At 59.7% G+C, this 18273-nt stretch carries 11 protein-coding genes; 10 read left to right on the top strand and 1 reads right to left on the bottom strand.

Going from position 1 to position 18273, the window contains the following annotated elements:
• The first annotated feature begins 167 nt into the window (after window positions 1–167).
• The 6 genes from LGH74_RS20375 to LGH74_RS20400 all read left to right on the top strand — a co-directional run bounded on the left by LGH74_RS20375 (window position 168) and on the right by LGH74_RS20400 (window position 9757).
• A complete protein-coding gene (locus LGH74_RS20375) occupies window positions 168–1607 on the top strand; it encodes a hydrolase (protein ID WP_226179090.1) in 1440 nt (479 codons plus the stop codon).
• 149 nt (window positions 1608–1756) lie between these two features.
• Entirely contained in the window at window positions 1757–3688 is a 1932-nt protein-coding gene (locus LGH74_RS20380) for a glycoside hydrolase family 13 protein (protein WP_226179093.1), read from the top strand.
• Between the two features lie 88 nt (window positions 3689–3776).
• Window positions 3777–4484 (top strand): SDR family oxidoreductase, encoded by a 708-nt coding sequence (locus LGH74_RS20385; RefSeq protein ID WP_226179095.1) that lies wholly within the window; start codon window positions 3777–3779, stop codon window positions 4482–4484.
• 149 nt (window positions 4485–4633) lie between these two features.
• Window positions 4634–6478, top strand: coding sequence for an alpha-amylase family glycosyl hydrolase (locus LGH74_RS20390; protein WP_226179098.1), 1845 nt, complete (start codon window positions 4634–4636; stop codon window positions 6476–6478).
• A gap of 336 nt (window positions 6479–6814) precedes the next feature.
• Window positions 6815–8440: an MFS transporter gene (locus LGH74_RS20395; RefSeq protein WP_226179101.1), complete on the top strand. Its 1626-nt coding sequence runs from the start codon at window positions 6815–6817 to the stop codon at window positions 8438–8440.
• A gap of 219 nt (window positions 8441–8659) precedes the next feature.
• The gene (locus LGH74_RS20400; RefSeq protein ID WP_226179104.1) at window positions 8660–9757 is read left to right on the top strand and encodes a glycosyltransferase; all 1098 of its coding nucleotides are present in this window, start codon (window positions 8660–8662) and stop codon (window positions 9755–9757) included.
• A gap of 36 nt (window positions 9758–9793) precedes the next feature.
• On the opposite strand, the gene LGH74_RS20405 is transcribed toward LGH74_RS20400, so the two are convergent.
• Window positions 9794–10183, bottom strand: coding sequence for a hypothetical protein (locus tag LGH74_RS20405; RefSeq protein WP_226179107.1), 390 nt, complete (start codon window positions 10181–10183; stop codon window positions 9794–9796).
• A 243-nt stretch (window positions 10184–10426) separates the two neighbouring features.
• Between LGH74_RS20405 and LGH74_RS20410 the strand changes: the two genes are divergently transcribed.
• The 4 genes from LGH74_RS20410 to ybeY all read left to right on the top strand — a co-directional run bounded on the left by LGH74_RS20410 (window position 10427) and on the right by ybeY (window position 18218).
• Window positions 10427–13453, top strand: a complete 3027-nt coding sequence (locus LGH74_RS20410) for a M16 family metallopeptidase (RefSeq protein WP_226179110.1) — start codon at window positions 10427–10429, stop codon at window positions 13451–13453.
• A gap of 387 nt (window positions 13454–13840) precedes the next feature.
• A complete protein-coding gene (locus tag LGH74_RS20415; RefSeq protein WP_226179113.1) occupies window positions 13841–17230 on the top strand; it encodes a DUF4175 family protein in 3390 nt (1129 codons plus the stop codon).
• 41 nt (window positions 17231–17271) lie between these two features.
• Window positions 17272–17730, top strand: coding sequence for an ATP-binding protein (locus LGH74_RS20420; RefSeq protein WP_226179116.1), 459 nt, complete (start codon window positions 17272–17274; stop codon window positions 17728–17730).
• Complete coding sequence (gene ybeY / locus LGH74_RS20425) at window positions 17727–18218, top strand: rRNA maturation RNase YbeY (protein WP_226179120.1); 492 nt, start codon at window positions 17727–17729, stop codon at window positions 18216–18218. The genes LGH74_RS20420 and ybeY overlap by 4 nt, the downstream gene beginning before the upstream one ends.
• The last annotated feature ends 55 nt before the right edge of the window (window positions 18219–18273 follow it).

An 18273-nucleotide genomic window follows, 5' to 3' on the forward strand; every position in this document is an offset into this window, starting at 1 on the left:
AACACGGTTTTAAAGCAGCCATCGGCAATTGCATATCTCGTATAACCTATTCATTTTCTACCACTTGGTAAAGAAATGATAACTTGAAACGCTCGTCTCCCGGCAAACCAGGGGGCTAGCTTTGCCCCGGTACGCCGCTTCTTTCCTCACAACCAAATCCCTTTCCAATGTCCAATTCCTTCCGCTGGCTGGCAGCCTCGCTGCTGACCTTTTCCGTGTTTTCCTGCGCCAAGCCTGAGCCGGAGCCCAACGCAGCTCCCACTGCCACCATCGTGGCCAACGTAGCGGCGGCCGGCTTCCCCGAAACCTTCGACACCGGTACCAAAACGGCCTACACCACCGGCTCCGTCACGCTGGCTTCGGGCTCCTGGACGCTGAACGACGCACTGCTCGGCAACACCACTGCCGACCATAAAACCGGCGCCCAATCGGTGCGGGTGCGTAATGTGGGCTCTATCACGATGAACTTTAACACCACGGCCGGCGCGGGCGTGGTTACGGTGCAGCACGCCGTGTATGGCACCGATGCCGCCTCGGCCTGGGAGCTGTGGGCCTCGGCCAACAGCGGCAGCACCTACACCAAAGTGGGCAGCACCATCACCACCAGCAGCACCAGTCTGGGCACGGCGTCCTTCACCGTGAACCTGGCCGGCACCGTGCGCCTGCAGATCCGCAAAACCTCGGGCGGCACCAACCGGCTGAACTTCGACAACGTGACCATCGAGCAGTATGGCGGGGGCGGCACCACGCCACCCCCGACGGGCACGGGCAAGAAATTCCTGTTCGACGGCTCGCACGGTGAATTGGCCGGCAATGCCGACTGGGTGCTGGACGTGAACAGTGGCGTGGCCTCGTCCATTCCGACGCCCGCGCAGTCGGGCATCACCAGCAGCACTCCGGAAACGTACTGGACCGGCGCTATTTCGGCCTGGGGTGTGGCGCTGGCCAAGCTGGGCCACACCGTGGAGCAGCTGCCCGCCGGGGCCCGCATCACCTACGGCGACGCCTCCAACACCCAGGATCTGACCAAGTACAACGTGTTTGTGGTGGATGAGCCCAACACGGTATTCACTGCCGCCGAGAAAACCGCCATCCTGCGCTTCGTGCAGAACGGGGGCGGCCTGTTCATGATTTCTGACCACATCATCTCCGACCGCAACAACGACGGCTGGGACTCGCCCGAAATCTGGAACGACCTGATGACCAACAACTCTGTGCAAACCAACCCGTTCGGCTTTTCCATCAACTCTGACAACGTAGTGGAAAACAGCTCCAACGCGTTGGTAAGCTCCACCAACCCCATCATGAACGGCCCCACCGGCCTCGTGTCGCAGCTTTCGTTCCACAACGGGGCTACCATGACGCTAAGCCCCAGCGCCAACAGCACCGTGCAGGGCCTGGTGTGGCGCACTTCGGCCAGCCAGGGCAACAGTCTGGTAATGGCCGCCAGCAGCACCTTCGGCACCGGCCGCGTGGTTATCGTCGGCGACTCGTCGCCGGTGGACGACGGCACCGGCTCGCCCGGCAACACGGTGTACGACGGCTGGAATGAAAACGCCAGTCACTCGCGGCTGCACCTGAACGGTGCCCTTTGGCTGGCGCAGTAACAACGAATAAATTACGCAACAAAAAAGCCTCGTCGCCGATTGGCAGCGGGGCTTTTTTATGCGAAAACAGGCTGTAAACAAGGTTTTAGCCCCCGTAAGCCAGGTTCATATTGCACGCTGCGGCTGCTAAAGTTACCTTGCTGCCTATCTTGCTTGCTGACCTGATTTCGCCCATGAAATTCCCCTCCTTTTTGTCCCTGCTTGCGGGGGCTCTGCTGGCCGCACCGGCTTCGCCCGTGCTGGCTGCCGAAACACCCACCGCCATACTGCCGGCCACGCCCGCTAAAACCACCCCCATCCAGCGCATCGACCCGACTTTCTGGTGGGTGGGCATGAAAAACCCGAAGCTGCAGCTGCTGGTACACGGGCCGGGCATCGGGAGCAGCACGGTGGCGCTAAGCTACGCGGGCGTCACGCTGGATGGCACGCAGAAGCTGGAAAACCCTGACTACCTCATTGTCAACCTCACCATCGGCTCCGACGCCAAGCCCGGCAAGCTGAGCCTGCAATTTCAGGGTAGCAAGAAGGTAAAATACGACTACGAGCTGCGGCCGCGCACCACGCCCGGCGACAAAACCAAGGTGCAGGGCGTGACGAGTGCCGACTTCGTGTACCTGCTCATGCCGGACCGCTTCGCCAACGGTGACCCGAAAAACGACGTGGTGAAAGGCATGAACGTGGCCCGCGTAGCCCGCGACTCGATGTACGCCCGCCACGGCGGCGACCTGAAAGGCATTGAGCAGCACTTCGACTACCTCAAGGAGCTGGGCGTGACGGCCATCTGGCCCACGCCGGTGGTGGAAAACGATATGCCCAAGGCCAGCTACCACGGCTACGCCCTCACGGATTATTACAACGTAGACCGCCGCTACGGCTCCAATGAAGACTACGTGCGCTTCGTGCGCAATGCCCACCAAAGCGGCCTGAAGGTGATTCATGACGTGGTGCTGAACCACATGGGCAGCAAGAACTACCTGTTTCTGGAGCAGCCCGCCGCCGACTGGTTTCACCAGTGGCCCAGCTTCACGCGCAGCAACTTCCGCGACGCGGCCTTCAACGACCCCTACGCCTCGGACGTGGACCGCAAGCTCTATGGGGAAGGCTGGTTCGACACCACGATGCCCGACCTGAACCAAGCCAACCCACTGGTGGCCAACTACGTGATTCAGAACTTTATTTGGTGGGTGGAATACACCGGCCTCGACGGCTACCGCATCGACACCTACCCGTATTCGGACCGCAACTTTCTGATGCAGTGGGGCGAGGCGGTGCTCAACGAGTTTCCGCAGCTGGGCATGTTCGGCGAAACCTGGGTGCAGGGCAACGGGCAGCAGGCCTTCTTCGCCCGCAACATTCTGCCGCCGGTAAACGGGTTTAAGTCCAACCTGCCCGGCGTGACGGACTTTCAGAGCTACTACGCCATCAACGAGGCCCTGACCAAGGACGCGGGCTGGACCGACGGCATTGCCAAGCTGTATTATGCCCTGCAGGGCGACTGGATGTACGAAGACCCCATGCGCAATGTGGTGTTTCTCGACAACCACGACCTGAGCCGCTTCTACTCGGTGGCCGGCGAAGACTTTGCCAAGTATAAGATGGGCCTGGCCTGGCTGCTGACCACCCGCGGCATTCCGCAGCTGTACTACGGCACCGAGGTGCTGATGAAAAACTTCAGCAACCCCGATGGGCTGGTGCGCGAGGATTTCCCCGGCGGCTGGGCCGGCGACAAGAAGAACTACTTCACGGCGGCGGGCCGCACGGGGCAGGCCGGCGAGGCGTTTACCTACGTCAGCAAACTGGCCAACTACCGCAAAACCCACCCGGCCCTGCACTCGGGCAAGCTCACCCAGTTTATCCCGCAGGATGGCGTGTATACCTATTTCCGCTACTCCGACGCGGGCACAGTGATGGTGATGATGAACTCGGGCAAAGACGAAAAACCGGTGGACATGAACCGCTTCGCCGAGCGCCTGAACGGGTTTTCGTCGGGGGTGGAGGTGACGTCCGGGACGGTGGTTTCGGATCTGAAGTCGGTGAAGCTGCCGGGGCGCACGGCCTGGGTGGTGGAGCTGCGGAAGTAGAAAAGCCAAACACATTGCAGGCTTTTCGCGTCCAATTTTGTAGACTATACCTTCTAACTTCTGCTAACCCTTACTAGCTCTGCTGCTTATGAACGACCTCACCGATAAAGTCGCCATCGTCACCGGAGCCTCGCGGGGCATCGGGCGGGCCGTGGCCCTGCTGCTGGCCATGCAGGGCGCCCGGGTAATAGCCGTAGCCCGCTCGGCCGAAGAGTTGGAGGAACTGGCCCACAAAACCAACGGCCTGGCCATTCCGGCCGACGTAGCCGACGAGGCCGACGTGCAGAACGTTGTCGAGGAAACGCTGCGCCACTACGGCCAGATCGACATTCTGGTCTGCAACGCCGGAGTGGGCTCCTTTAACCTGCTCGAAAACAACGCCGCCGACGAGTGGGACCGGATGTTCGACGTGAACGTGAAGGGCACCTTCCTGTTCTGCAAGTTCATTGTGCCCCACCTCAAAGCCCAGAAAAGCGGCCATATCGTGGGCATTACCTCCGACGTGGCCCGGCGCACCTTCGAGCACGGCACCATCTACGGGGCCAGCAAGTTTGCCCAGGATGCCCTGCTGGGCTCTTTGCGCAAGGAAGTGCGGCCCCACGGCATCAAGGTCAGCACCATTTACCCGGGCCTGGTCGATACGTACTTCAACGAAGCCAAGCCCGGCAGCGCCGACACCGAAAAAACCCACCTCAAGCCCGCCGACGTGGCCCAGGCCGTGCGCTACATCCTGGAGGCCCCGCCCCACGTGGTCATCGACGAGCTCATGCTTCACCCTTTAACTCAGGAATGGTAGGTCGTTGATGTGCTAATGAATAATGTGCTGATGTGCTAATAGAGAAATGGTCGTTGCCTTACAAACGCCTCCGACTCATCTATTTCCTGCATTAGCACATTATCCACATTCCAACACATTAGCACATTAAACTCCTATCTTCCCCGACTATGAAAAAACTGCTATTGCCCACCGTGGCCGCCAGTTTGGCTTTGGCTTCTTTCTCCCTTCCACTTTCGAGTTCCTTTACCACCGTGTCCGAGCCTCTTTCCCTCGCCGACCCGAACACCACCGATGAGGTGCCGCAGGATCATAAGCTGGTAATTTACCAGGTGATGACGCGCCTGTTCGGCAACAAAAAGGCCGTCAACAAGCCCTACGGCACCAACGTCGAGAATGGCGTCGGCAAGTTCAATGACATCAACGACCTGGCTTTGCAGGCCATCAAGAAGATGGGCGTGAGCCATGTATGGTATACCGGCGTGCTGGAACACGCCACGATGAGCGACTTTACGGCCGCCGGCGGCCCCGGCCCCGACGATGCCGACGTGGTGAAAGGCCGCGCCGGCTCGCCCTACGCCATCAAGGACTACTACGACATTGCCCCCGACCTGGCCGTGGACGTGAAAACCCGTAAGCAGGAGTTTGAGGCCCTCGTGAAGCGTACCCACGCCAACGGCCTGAAGGTTATCATCGACTTCATTCCCAACCACGTAGCCCGCAGCTATAAGTCGAATGCCAAGCCCGTGGGCGTGGTAGACCTGGGCGAGAAGGACGACAAGACCAAGGCCTTTGCGCCCAACAACAACTTCTACTACCTGCCCGGCAAGGCCCTGGTAGTGCCCAAAGCCGGCAACCCCTTGGGCGCCGCCCTGGGCCCCAAGGAAGACGGAAAGTTTGTGGAGATGCCCGCCAAGGCCAGTGGCAACGACGTGTTTTCGGAAGCGCCCAAGGTAGACGACTGGTACGAAACCGTGAAGCTCAACTACGGCGTCGACTACCAGAACGGCCGCAAGATGTACTTCGAGCCCATGCCCGATACCTGGCTCAAAATGCGCGACATTCTCGTGTACTGGGCCCAGAAGGACGTCGACGGCTTCCGTTGCGACATGGCCGAGATGGTGCCCATCGAGTTCTGGGCCTGGGTGATTCCGGAGGTGAAAAAGGTGAAGCCCGACATCATCTTCATGGGCGAGGCCTACAACCCGAAGGAGTATAAGAACTACCTGGAGAAAGGCAAGTTCGACTACCTCTACGACAAGGTGGGCCTCTACGACGGCCTGCGCCGCTTGATGACCGGCGGCGGCAACACCGATGATATTACCAAGGTGTGGAGTGAGGAAAGCCGCGGCTTCGGCTCCCGTATGCTGCGCTTCCTCGAAAACCACGACGAGCAGCGCATTGCCTCCAAGGAGTTTGCCGGCGACCCGCGCACCGCCATTCCGGCCATGACGGTATCGGCCACGCTGGGCTCGGGCCCGGTGATGGTGTACTTTGGGCAGGAAGTGGGGGAGCCCGCCAACGGCTCGGAAGGCTTCAGTGGGGCCGACGGCCGCACCACCATCTTCGATTACTGGGGCGTGCCCGAACACCAGAAGTGGATGAACGGCGGCAAGTTTGACGGCGGCAAGCTCGATGGCGTGCAAAAGCAGCTGCGCGACTTCTACTCCCGCTTGCTGAACCTCACAAGCACCAGTGACGCCATCCGCAAGGGCAAGTTCTACGAGCTGCAGGACGCCAACAACCTGGGCAAGAACTACGACCAGCGCCGCGTGTACAGCTACCTGCGCTACACCGACAAGCAGAAGCTGCTCATCATTGCCAACTTCAGCAAAGACGTGACTCTGACGCCCAAAATCGAGATTCCGAAGTCGGCGATGAAGGCTATGGGCCTGGACCCTACCAGGTTCTACACCTACACCGACCTGCTCAACAACTCACCCGCCACCGAAAACCTGACCATCACGCTGACACCCCTCAGCGCCTACGTATTCGAAATCAAGCAGAAAGAATAAGGCTTGCCAGGTGATTTGTCAAGCTGCCTTACTTCCTGCGGAAGCTTCCAACCTTCTTGTTGAGGGTTGAGAAAGAACTTCCGAGGGAGCCAACCTTCTTTCCGAGGGTTGCGGAAGAAGGTTGGAGGGAGCCAATCTTCTTCCGCAACCCTCGGAAAGAAGAAGGGAGGGTTCGGTAAGGACTTGGGAGGGTTGCGGAAGAAGGTCACCTTCCTCCGTAACTCTTCACCAACCCTCGGCACCAACCTTGTAGCTCGGCGGGCTTTCTGTCCTTCTTCGAATATTCTCCTGCTTCCACGCTCTACTCCTTCGTTTTCCCTTAAAATTCCCCCCATAATGGCAACCAGTGTAGCGGCCTCGTCCCCGGACACCCGCAATAAACCCCGCCTCAGCTTCTGGCAGATCTGGAACATGAGCTTCGGCTTCCTGGGTATCCAGTTCGGCTTCGAGCTGCAGAACAACAACATCAGCCGCATCTTCGAAACGCTGGGCGCCAACAAAGACGACATTCCGATTCTGTGGATTGCCGCCCCACTCACTGGCCTGGTGGTGCAGCCCATCATCGGCTACTTCTCCGACCGCACCTGGCACCCGTACTGGGGACGCCGCCGGCCGTTCTTCCTGATTGGAGCCATTCTGGCCACACTGGCGCTGTTTGTGATGCCCAACTCGTCGGCTCTGTGGATGGCGGGCAGTATGCTCTGGATTCTGGACGCAAGCATCAACATCAGCATGGAGCCCTTCCGGGCCTTCGTGGGCGACAAGCTGCCCAGCGAGCAGCGCACCAGCGGCTTCGCCATGCAGAGCTTTTTCATAGGGGTGGGCTCGGTCATTGCCGCGGCGCTGCCTTGGATATTCAACAACTGGTTTCACCTAAGCAATACAGCGCCCAGCGGCGAGATTCCGCCTTCGGTGAAGTGGTCATTCTACGCCGGGGGTGTGGCCTTCATTCTGGCCGTGATGTACACTGTATTCACTTCCACCGAAACCCCGCCGGAAGACATGGAGGCGTTCCGGCGTGAGAATGCCAAGGTGAGTATCTGGGCCGGCATCAAGGAGTCGTTTATGGGCATCTTCCACATGCCTGTAGCCATGCGCCAATTGGCCATCGTGCAGTTCTTTACTTGGTTTGCTCTATTCTCGATGTGGATTTACGCAACCAATGCCGTGACCAGCAACATCTACAACATGAAGGTAGACAACAGCCTCTACACTAAGGTTGCCGCCTTCATTACTACCGCCGAGCAGCGTGCCGCCACCGACAAGGACAAGAAGGAGCTGGGCGCCCTGCAAAACGACGTCAAGGAAATCAACCAGTTCCAAGCCGCCGACCCGAGCAAGATTATCACCATCAACATGGCCAATTACTACGTGAGCCATGCCCAGCCCACCGGCACCGACAAAACCGAGCTGGAGCGGGTGCAGGCGCAGTACAACGACGGCGCCGACTGGTTGAGCCTAGCCTCCTCGGTGCGCAACGGGGTGGCGGCCATCTTTGCCTTCATCATCCCGCTAATTGCTGCACGCACCAGCCGCCGCCTCACCCACATGCTCTGCCTGCTCATTGGCGGGCTGGGGCTGCTGTCGTTAAAGATTATTACCACTCCCGAGCTGATTATGGTGTCGATGGGTATGGTGGGCGTGGCCTGGGCCAGCATTCTGAGCATGCCCTACGCCATCCTGGCTGGCTCCCTGCCCGCCAACCGCATGGGCTACTTCATGGGCGTGTTCAACTTCTTCATCGTGATTCCGCAGATTGTGGCCGCCACGCTCCTGGGCTGGGCCACCATGCACCTGTTCCGGGGCAATACGCTCGATACCCTGGCCCTGGGCGGCGCGGCCATGATTGTGGCCGGCTTGCTCACACTCCGCGTTAAGGACAACGACGACGTGCACCCCAGCGTGCAGATTACCGACTCGCCGGGCTACGACACGCCCGTGGCCACGATACCGCGCACCTAGCGCGGAGCAGTGCTCTACCAAAAGCCTCTTCTGGAAACGGAAGGGGCTTTTTTGTGCGCCAGCCCAACCGGCACAAAGCCGGAATCCGTATTTGCCCCGGTGTAAATCAGCACTTTTCGCTTCAACGCGGCCGGGCCGGTTCACCGTACTCTATAAGCCAGAACCGCCGGCTGAAACTCGTGCCCGGCCCGGTTATGCTACCTACCTCACCGGCTCCGTATGCTGTTTGCTACCATCTTCTTCAGCGTCTTTTTCGGGGTATACGCTCTGGTACTGCTGTTGCTGCTCTGGCCCCGGCCGGCACTGCCACCCATTGCCAGTATGCCCCGGGTCAGCATCCTGATTGCGGCCCGCAACGAGGCGGCCAACATTGAGCGGTGCCTGCAAGCCCTGGCCCAGCTCAACTACCCGGCCGGGCAGCTCGAAATCCTGATTGGTGACGATGCCTCTACCGACGACACGCGGGAAGTAGTGCGGCGCTTTATTGCCGGCCGGCCCCAGTTCCGGCTCTTGCCCATCCGGCAGCGGCTGGGCACGGCCCGAGGCAAGAGCAACGTACTGGCCCATCTGTGCCGCGCCGCCACCGCCGACTACTTCCTCATCACCGATGCCGATATGGCCCTGGCGCCCGATTGGGTGCAAACGATGCTGGCTGCCGCGCCCGAGGGCGTGGGCGTCGTGACAGGCATTACCACGGCTACCGGCAACCTGTTTGGCCGCCTCCAGGGCCTCGACTGGCTTTTCGGCCTCAACCTGATTCGGGTGCTTACCGACCGGGGCCTGCCCATTACGGCCGTCGGCAACAACATGCTCGTGACGCGGGCCGCCTACGAATCCATTGGCGGCTACGAGGCCCTGGCCTTCAGCATCACCGAAGACCTACAGCTTTTCACCCAGATTGTGCGGCAGGGCTGGGGGTTTCGCAACATCATTATGCCCCAGGCCCTGGGTGTTTCGGTGCCCCAGCCCACGGTGCGCCACCTACTGCACCAGCGCAAGCGGTGGATGAAAGGGGCCGTGCGTCTGCCCTGGCAGCTGGGCCTGCTCTTTGGGTCCTACGGCTTTTTCTACACTATTCTGGGCTGGCCGGGGCTGCTGCCGCTGCCTGTTATCGGGGCGCTGTACGCGGGCAAGGTACTTTGCCAGACGCTGTTTCTGGGCATTACCCTGCGGCAGGCTGGCCACCGCGAGTCACTGGGCTTGCTGCTGCTGTATGATGTATACCTGCTGCTGATGTCGGTGGCGGTGCTGGTGTACACGGCCTGGCCGGGCTTCATTCTCTGGAAGGAGCGTCGCTACCAGTGGGCCGAGGGCTGAGGCGCTATAATACGGCCCGGGCGGCTCCGTTCGGTTTTAGCTGCCCAGCCACTGGTACGCGGCCTGCTCTTCGATAAAGGTGCGGAACACCGCCTCGTGTACCGCCAGCCGGCTGTCGATTACTTCCTTATGGTAGGGTGTAACCAGGTAAGCCACCCGAAAAGGCGCGTCGGGTAGGGCCAACTGCATTTCCCGGCGAAAATCGGTGAGCACCCAGCTGAAGTCCTCGGCTTCAGCCAGCCCCCGAATGCGCAGATCGATAAGCCAATGCCGGGCCTGGTGGAATAGGGCAAACGCCAGGGCCGCTTCGTAGCCCGCCCGGTGCTCAGCCGACGACACCAGCCGCGTCCAGCGCAGAAACAGAATGCGCAGATCGGGGCGGTAGGAGAGGCGCAGATAGTCTAGCTCGGCAGAAGGAACGGGCACGAAACGACAGAAAAGAGGATTGGGCAGCCGCGCTGCGGCAGCCGTTGCTAATGCAACAACGAAGAGCTGGGGTAATGTTTTCGGTTGGCACATACGCCACTGACGACGGCCGCTGCCAGCCGTGGAACGAACTTCCGGCCGCCGTTTCCGGGTTGAGGGCAGCAGTCGGCGCAACGGGTGGCGGGGCGGGGTTGTCTTTTAACCGCTTACCTTCCCGGCCCCATTCTTTTCTATTCCTTTTCTATGCTCAAAAATTCGCTCTTGCTCCTGGGCCTCGGTGCCGCCCTGACGGCGGTGCCGGCCACGGCGCAGCAAAAAAAACCTACTGCCACTACCTCGGCCACCGGCACCCGCCTCGTCGAAAAAGTAACCCGCAAAGCCGGGGAGCTGGTAATTCCCTACGAGAAGTACGTGCTGCCTAATGGCCTTACGCTCGTCGTAACCGAAGACCACTCCGACCCGCTGGTGCACGTGGATGTAACGTACCACGTGGGCTCGGCCCGGGAACAGATCGGCAAGTCGGGCTTTGCGCACTTCTTCGAGCATATGATGTTTGAGGGCTCCGACCACGCCCCGCAGGGCACGTTCGACAAGGTTATTATCGGCGCGGGCGGCACCAACAACGGCAGCACCACCCGCGACCGGACCAACTACTACGAAACCATTCCGAGCAATCAGTTGGAGCGGGCCCTGTGGCTGGAAGCCGACCGCATGGGATTTCTGCTCGATGCCGTGACGCAAAAGCGCTTTGAGGTGCAGCGCTCCACGGTGAAAAATGAGCGGGGCCAGAACTACGACAACCGCCCCTACGGGCTGGTGAGCGAGTACGTGTCGAAAACGCTGTACCCCTACGGCCACCCCTACAGCTGGCTGACCATCGGCTACCTCGAAGACCTGGACCGCTCCGACGTAAACGACCTGAAGCAGTTCTTTCTGCGCTGGTACGGCCCCAACAACGCTACCCTCACCGTGGGCGGCGACGTGAAGCCGGCCGAGGTAGTGGCCATGGCTGAGAAATACTTCGGCACGATTCCGAGCGGGCCGGCCGTGCAGAACATGAAGCTGCCCGCGCCCAAGCTCACCCAGGACCGCTACGTGAGCTACCAGGACAATGTGCGCTTTCCGTTGCTGCAAATGGTGTTTCCGACGGTGCCCCAAAACCACCCCGATGAAACGGCCCTCGATGCGCTGGCCGAAATAATTGGGGGCAGCAAAAACGCGCTGCTCTACCAGAACCTGACCAAGCCCCAGAAAGCCATCAGCGCCGCCGCTTACCACCCCACCTCCGAGCTGGGCGGCGAGTTTACCATTGCGGCCCGCGCCTTTCCCGGCAAGGGACTCGACAGCCTCGAATACCGGGTGCGCCAAAGCCTGGCCGAGTTTGAGCGCCGGGGTGTGAAAGACGAAGACCTGCAGCGCTTCAAGGCCAGCCGGGAGGCCGACCTTATTGGTAGCCTGAGCAGCGTGAGTGGCAAGGTAACGCGGCTGGCTTCCAACCAGACCTTTACCGGCAACCCCAACTTCATTACCATCGAGCTGCAGCGCCTGCGCGCCCTCACCAAGGCCGATGTGCAGCGGGTATACACGCAGTACATCAAAGGCAAAAAAGCCGTGGTGCTGAGCGTATTGCCCAAGTCGGCCCCAACGAAGCCCGCCAAGCCCGACAACTTTACCATCAGCAAAGAAGGCTACAAAGCCCCGGCCGACGAGTACAAGAACCTGACCTACGTAAAGGCCAAGGATACCTTTGACCGGGCCAAGCTACCCGGCGCCGGTGCCAACCCCGTGGTGAAAGTGCCCGCCCTGTGGCAGGAGCAGTTTCAGAACGGCCTGCGCGTGATGGGCACCCGCTCCACGGAAGTACCCACCGTGAATATGCTGCTCACCATTCGGGGCGGCCACCGCATTGAGCAGCAAAACCCCGCCAAAGCCGGCGTGGCGGCCCTCACGGCAGCCTTGCTCAACGAGGGCACTCAGAAATACACCAGTGAGCAGTTTGCCGACGCCCTGGAGCGCCTGGGCAGCTCCATTACCGTGACGCCCGGCACCGACAACACCACTGTGAGCGTGCAGAGCCTGACCAAGAACCTGCCCGCTACTCTGGCCCTGCTGGAAGAGCGGCTGCTGCGGCCCCGCTTCGATGCCGCCGACTTTGCCCGACTCAAAAAGCAGACGCTGGAAAGCATTGCCAACCAGAGCACCCAGCCCACCGTCATTGCCGATAAAACCTACAACGCCCTGCTCTACGGCCCCGGCGACATCATGAGCGTGCCCGTTATCGGTACCACCAGCACGGTGCAAAGCCTCACGCTCGACGATGTGAAGCAGTTTTACCAGCAGTACTACGGCCCCGATTTGTCGCACCTGGTGATTGTAGGTGATGTAGAGCAGAAAGACGTGGTAGGCAAGCTGGGCTTTTTGCAGAACTGGGGCCGCAAAGGCGTGACGCTGCCCGCCGGCAACCCCGGCAAGCAGCCCGATAAGACACGCATCTACTTTGTGAACAAGCCTGATGCTGCGCAGTCGGAAATCCGCATTGGCTACCTGGCTCTGCCCTACGACGCCACTGGCGAGTACTATCGCGCCTACTTGGCCAACTACCTGCTGGGCGGCTCGTTTGCCAGCCGTATCAACCACAACCTGCGCGAGGAAAAAGGCTACACCTACGGGGCCTACTCCAGCTTCCGGGGTACGCGCTACGTGGGTCCGTTTACGGCCCAGGCCGGCGTGCGGGCCGATGCTACCACAGCTTCGCTGGTTGAGTTCGGCAAGGAAATAAAGGGCTACACCACCGGCATTTCCGACGATGAGTTGCAGCTGCTTCAAACGTCGGTGGGGCAAAGCGACGCGCTGAAATATGAAACCGGCCAGCAGAAAGCCGCTTTCCTGGCCCGCCTGCTCGAATATGACCTCACGCCCGACTTCGTGCAGAAGCAGAACGATATCCTACGCGCCCTCAAGAAGGAAGACGTGCAGGCCATTGCCCAGAAATACCTGCCCGTCGATAATATGTACATCGTCGTCGTTGGCGACCGGAACAAGGTGTTCCCCGGCATCAATACGCTGGGTTACGAAATCGTGGAAATGGACGCCGAGGGCAACCGCCTGACCAGCGCCATTCCCGCCGCCAGCACCGTAACGGCCACCCCGGCTGCCCCCGCCGACGTGAAAAAGGCCAAGTCCAAGACCAAGGACGAGGACGGCCGCAAAGCCAAACGCAAGCTCAAAAAGGACGAGGACGGCACCAAAGTGAAGGAGAAGACCGAGTAATCTGCGGCTCCTGCTTTTGTTAAAAGCCCGGTTCCTGGTAGGAGCCGGGCTTTTTTACGCCATAAAACGGGGTGGCGACGCAACCTTGCGTCTCCTCGGCCGCGCCGTAACAACAATTGTTATTCAACGACGAGACGCAAGGTTGCGTCTCTACACCCGTTCACCAAAAACTTGCTAGTCCTCGCAGCACCCAAAGAAACCTAGGAGCTGCTTCCAGAACTTGCGGGGACGGTGCATCCATACCGTGGGCTTTGCTCAGCAGCGGAACAATTTACCCCTGGGCTGTTGTCGTTTAGCTGAAGGGGCCGCATGCAGCCTCCGAGGCTATATTGCGTATCTTTCCGAGGGGTCTGTACTGGGCTCTTTTAGTTATTGGAGAAAGAATCTGTGCCTGTAACGACTACGAATGCGCCGGCCCTGGAGCAGGTTCTGGCGCAACTGGATGCCTTTAAGCGTAAGTTTTACCTGAACCTGCTGGTGCGTGGCGCGCTGGTGGCGGGCGGGCTGCTGCTCACGCTGTTCCTGGTATTCAACACCCTGGAATATTTCCTCTACCTGCCCACCTGGGTGCGGGGCGGGCTGCTGTTTGGCTTTCTGGCCCTCACCGTCTACGCCTTTGTGCACTGGATCTGGCAACCCCTGGCGGCCCTCACCAACCTGCGCCGCCTGCTCTCTGACGAACAGGCTGCCCAGCGTGTGGGCGAGCTTTTTCCCCAGGTGCAAGACAAGCTGCTCAACGCGCTGCAGCTGCAAGGCCAAGCCCGGGAAAACGAGCTGATTGCGGCCAGCCTCGAGCAGCGCGCTGGCCAGCTTACCGGCCTGGAGTTTTCGCAGGGTATCAATATCAAGAACCAGAGCCGGCCGCTGTGGAAGTACGTGGCCATTCCGGCCGGTATTATGCTGCTCTTGCTGCTCGTGTACCCAGCCTTGTTCGTGCAGGGCACCGACCGGATTTTCCATTTCGACCGTGCCTACTCGCCGCCCGCGCCATTCAAATTTATCGTCGAAAACAAGAGCCTCAAGGCATTTAAGGGCGAAAACTACGAGCTGGCCGTGACAGTGGAAGGCGAGGCGTTGCCCAACGAAATCAACATCGTGTACGGCGGCCGAGAGCGGCGCCTGAGCAAGCAAAGCGGCAACAAGTACACCTACGAGTTCAAGCAGCTGCAGCGCGACGTGGAGTTCCAGCTCTCGGCCGCCGGCTTCACCTCCGACGACTACGACCTGCTGGTGCGGGAGCGGCCCAACCTGCGCGACTTCGCCGTGCACGTCACCTACCCAACCTACATCGGCAAGCCCGCCGAAACCATCCGCAACACCGGCAACCTGACCGTGCCCGAGGGCAGCACCGTGCGCTGGGAGTTTGCCACCGCCGCCACCGATGAGCTGCAGCTGCTTTTCACCAACCCTGCCGAAACCGTAATGGCCACCTCAGCGGGAGAGGAGTTTGAAGCCACGCGCCGCATCCTGAAAAGCCAGGAATACGCCGTGCGCCTGCGCAACGCGGCCAGCCTCAACCGGGACCCAATTCAGTACCAGATTACCGCCATTCCTGACCTTGTGCCGGAAATTACGGTGGAAAGCTTCGCCGATACGACTTCCCTGCGCTACTTGGCCCTGGGTGGCGCGGTGCGCGACGATTATGGATTAAGTCGTTTGCAGCTCCACTACCGCGTAACGTCCAAAGCCCGCCCGAATGGCGAGTATAAAGCCCGCGCTATTGCCCTGCAAAGCGGCCCTAGCCAGAGCTACGCCTACCAGTGGGACCTGGCTCCGCTCAACCTGAAGCCCGGCGACCGGGTGGAATATTTCCTGCAGGTGTGGGACAACGACGGCGTGCACGGCCCCAAAGCAGCCCGAACGCGGGCGGCCGAGTTCAAGCTGCCTTCTACTAAGGAGCTGCGGGAGCAGATGAACGCCCAGTCGCAGTCGGTGCAGAACCAGCTGAGCCAGGCGGCCGAGAAGTCGAAGAAGCTGGAGCGGGAAATGGCCAAGACCGAGGACAAGCTCAAGACCAAACGCAACCTCAACTTCCAGGACAAAAAGCAGCTCCAGGACATGCTTCAGCAGAAGCAGCAGATGGACCAGCAGATTGCCGACATGAAAAAGATGTTCGAGGAGCTGACCCAGAAGCAGGACCAACTCGACCCCAAGAGCGAGGAGCTGCGCGAGAAGGCCGAGGAGCTCAAGAAGCTGATGGACTCGTTGCTCGACCCCGAAACCAAGAAGCTCTACGACCAATTGCAGAAGCTGCTGGAAGAGCAGAAAACACCCGATGCCCAGCTGCAGAAAATGCTGCAGCAGCTCGAAAACAAGGAAAACACCCTGCAAAAGGAGCTGGAGCGCGCCCTGGAAATGTTCAAGCAGCTGCAGTTTGAGCAGAAGATGGAGCAGGCCACCGAAAAGCTGGAGCAGCTGGCGCAGGAGCAGGAAAAGCTGGCCGAGCAAACCGAGAAAAACGACAAAGACAACCAGCAGAAAGGCGAATCCAAGCAGGAGCAGCAGCAGAAACAGGAGCAGCTCAAGCAGCAACAGGCCGAAAAGCAGCAGCAGTTCCAAGACGTGAAAAAGGAGCTCGATGAGCTCAAGAAGATGGACGAGCAGCTCGACAACCAGAACGGCGCCGACGACATGAAGCAGGACCAGCAGGCCGTGGACCAGCAGCAGCAGGAAAGCCAGGAGCAACTGGGCAAAAACCAGAATAAGAAAGCCAGCCAGAGCCAGAAGCAGGCCGCCCAGAAGATGCAGCAGATGGCCCAGAAGATGAAGCAGCAGCAGGAAGAAGACCAGGACGAGCAGCAACAGCAGAACATCGACGACCTGCGCGACATCCTCGACAACCTCATCACGCTCAGCTTCGACGAGGAAAACCTGATGAAGCAGTTCCGCTCAGTGGATCAGACCGACCCGCGCTTCGTGCAGCTAGGCCAGCAGCAACGCAAGCTGAAGGACGACGCGGCCATCATCCAGGACTCGTTGTATGCCCTGGCCAAGAAAGTGTTCCAGATCCAGTCGTTCGTGACCCGGGAAGTAGGGGAGATGAACGGGCAGATGGACGAGTCCTTGAACCAGATCCGGCAGCGCAACGTGGGCCGGGCTACCAGCAGCCAGCAGCTGGCCATGACCAGCATGAACAACCTGGCGTTGATGCTGAACGATGCCCTGCAGCAGATGCAGCAGCAGCAACGTGAAGGGCAGCAAAGCCAGCAGAGCGGGGGCAAGCCCAGCGGCAAAAAGAAGAAGAAAGGCGGCTCGCCTGGCGAAGGCCAGATGGGCAAAATGCAGCAGCAGCTCAACCAGCAGATTCAGCAGCTACAGCAGAGCGGCAAGAGCGGCCGGGCGTTATCGGAGGAGCTGGCCAAACTCGCCGCACAGCAGCAAATGCTCCGTGAAGCCCTCAAAGAGCTCGATAAACTTCAGCAGGGCAGCAAGGAAGGCAAAGGCCAGAATGGCGCGGGTGGTACCGGCGAACTGAAGAAATTAATGGAACAAACCGAAACCGACCTCGTAAATAAGCGGCTAACGGAGCAAACCATTTTGCGCCAGCGCCAAATCATGACCCGCTTGCTGGAAGTCGAGAAATCGGCTCGGGAACGGGACCAGGACGATAAGCGCGAAGCACAGACTGCACAGAGCCGTCCACCGGTATTTCCGCCTGCTTTTGAAAAGTATAAGCAGCAGAAAAACAGGCAGACAGAGCTGTTACGAACCGTTCCGCCGGCCCTCACGCCGTACTATCAGCGCGAGGTGAGTGAATATTTTCAGAAAATGAAATAGCGTTCCGCTAATTTTACCGCCCCGCTCCCTTTTACATACCTATGAAACAGGTTAAAATTCAGATTCCTTCGCTCGTTGAGAATATCCGTGTCGTAGAAAGCTTTATCGACAACTCGAAGGACACGTTTCACATCGAGGATGATATCTATGGCAATATCATGGTCGCCGTTACGGAGGCCGTCAATAATGCCATTCGTCACGGCAACAAGTTCGACAAGGACCGCAACGTGTACCTGTCGCTCTACGTGGACAAGGACCGCGTCAAGTTTGAGGTAGAAGACGAGGGCGAGGGGTTCGACTACACCGACCTGCTCGACCCGACCGCGCCCGAAAACCTGGAAAACCCCGGGGGCCGCGGCATCTTCCTCATTCGCCACCTGGCCGATGAAGTCGAGTTCACTAAGGACGGCCGCAACGTGCAGCTGACTTTCCTTCTCGTACCCGCCGAAACCGACGAGTCGTCCGCAACTGATACCGTATCCACCGAAAACGCGGCATGAACCAGCACCCTCCCGGAACGGAAGATGAAATGAACAGCGGCCTGCCCCAAGACTCGCATGAGTCGGATGGCATTGAGTTTCTGGTCGAGGACGTTGATTTCGAGTTGGCCGAAGCGGAAGCTTTGACGAGTTGGATTGAGCGTATTGCCCAGGTGCACGAACACAAAATCGTGCAGCTGACCTATATATTCTGCTCCGATGAGTACCTGCACCGCGTCAACGTGGAGTACCTCGACCACGACACGTATACCGATGTCATCACTTTCGATAACGCCGACGATGCCGACATCATTGAGGGCGACATTTTCATCAGCGTCGACCGGGTGCGGGAAAATGCCCAACAGCTGGGCGTCACCTTCCACGATGAGCTGCACCGCGTGATGATTCACGGCGTGCTCCACCTGCTGGGCTACGCCGATAAAGACCTGCTAAGCCAGACAGCCATGCGCAAGAAGGAGGACTACTGCCTCTCTCTACGCACGTTTTAGCGGCCTGAAATCGTATATATTTATGGAAAACGCCCGCACGACTGCGGGCGTTTTT

Source organism: Hymenobacter lucidus, from assembly GCF_020447265.1.
Taxonomy (GTDB): domain Bacteria; phylum Bacteroidota; class Bacteroidia; order Cytophagales; family Hymenobacteraceae; genus Hymenobacter; species Hymenobacter lucidus.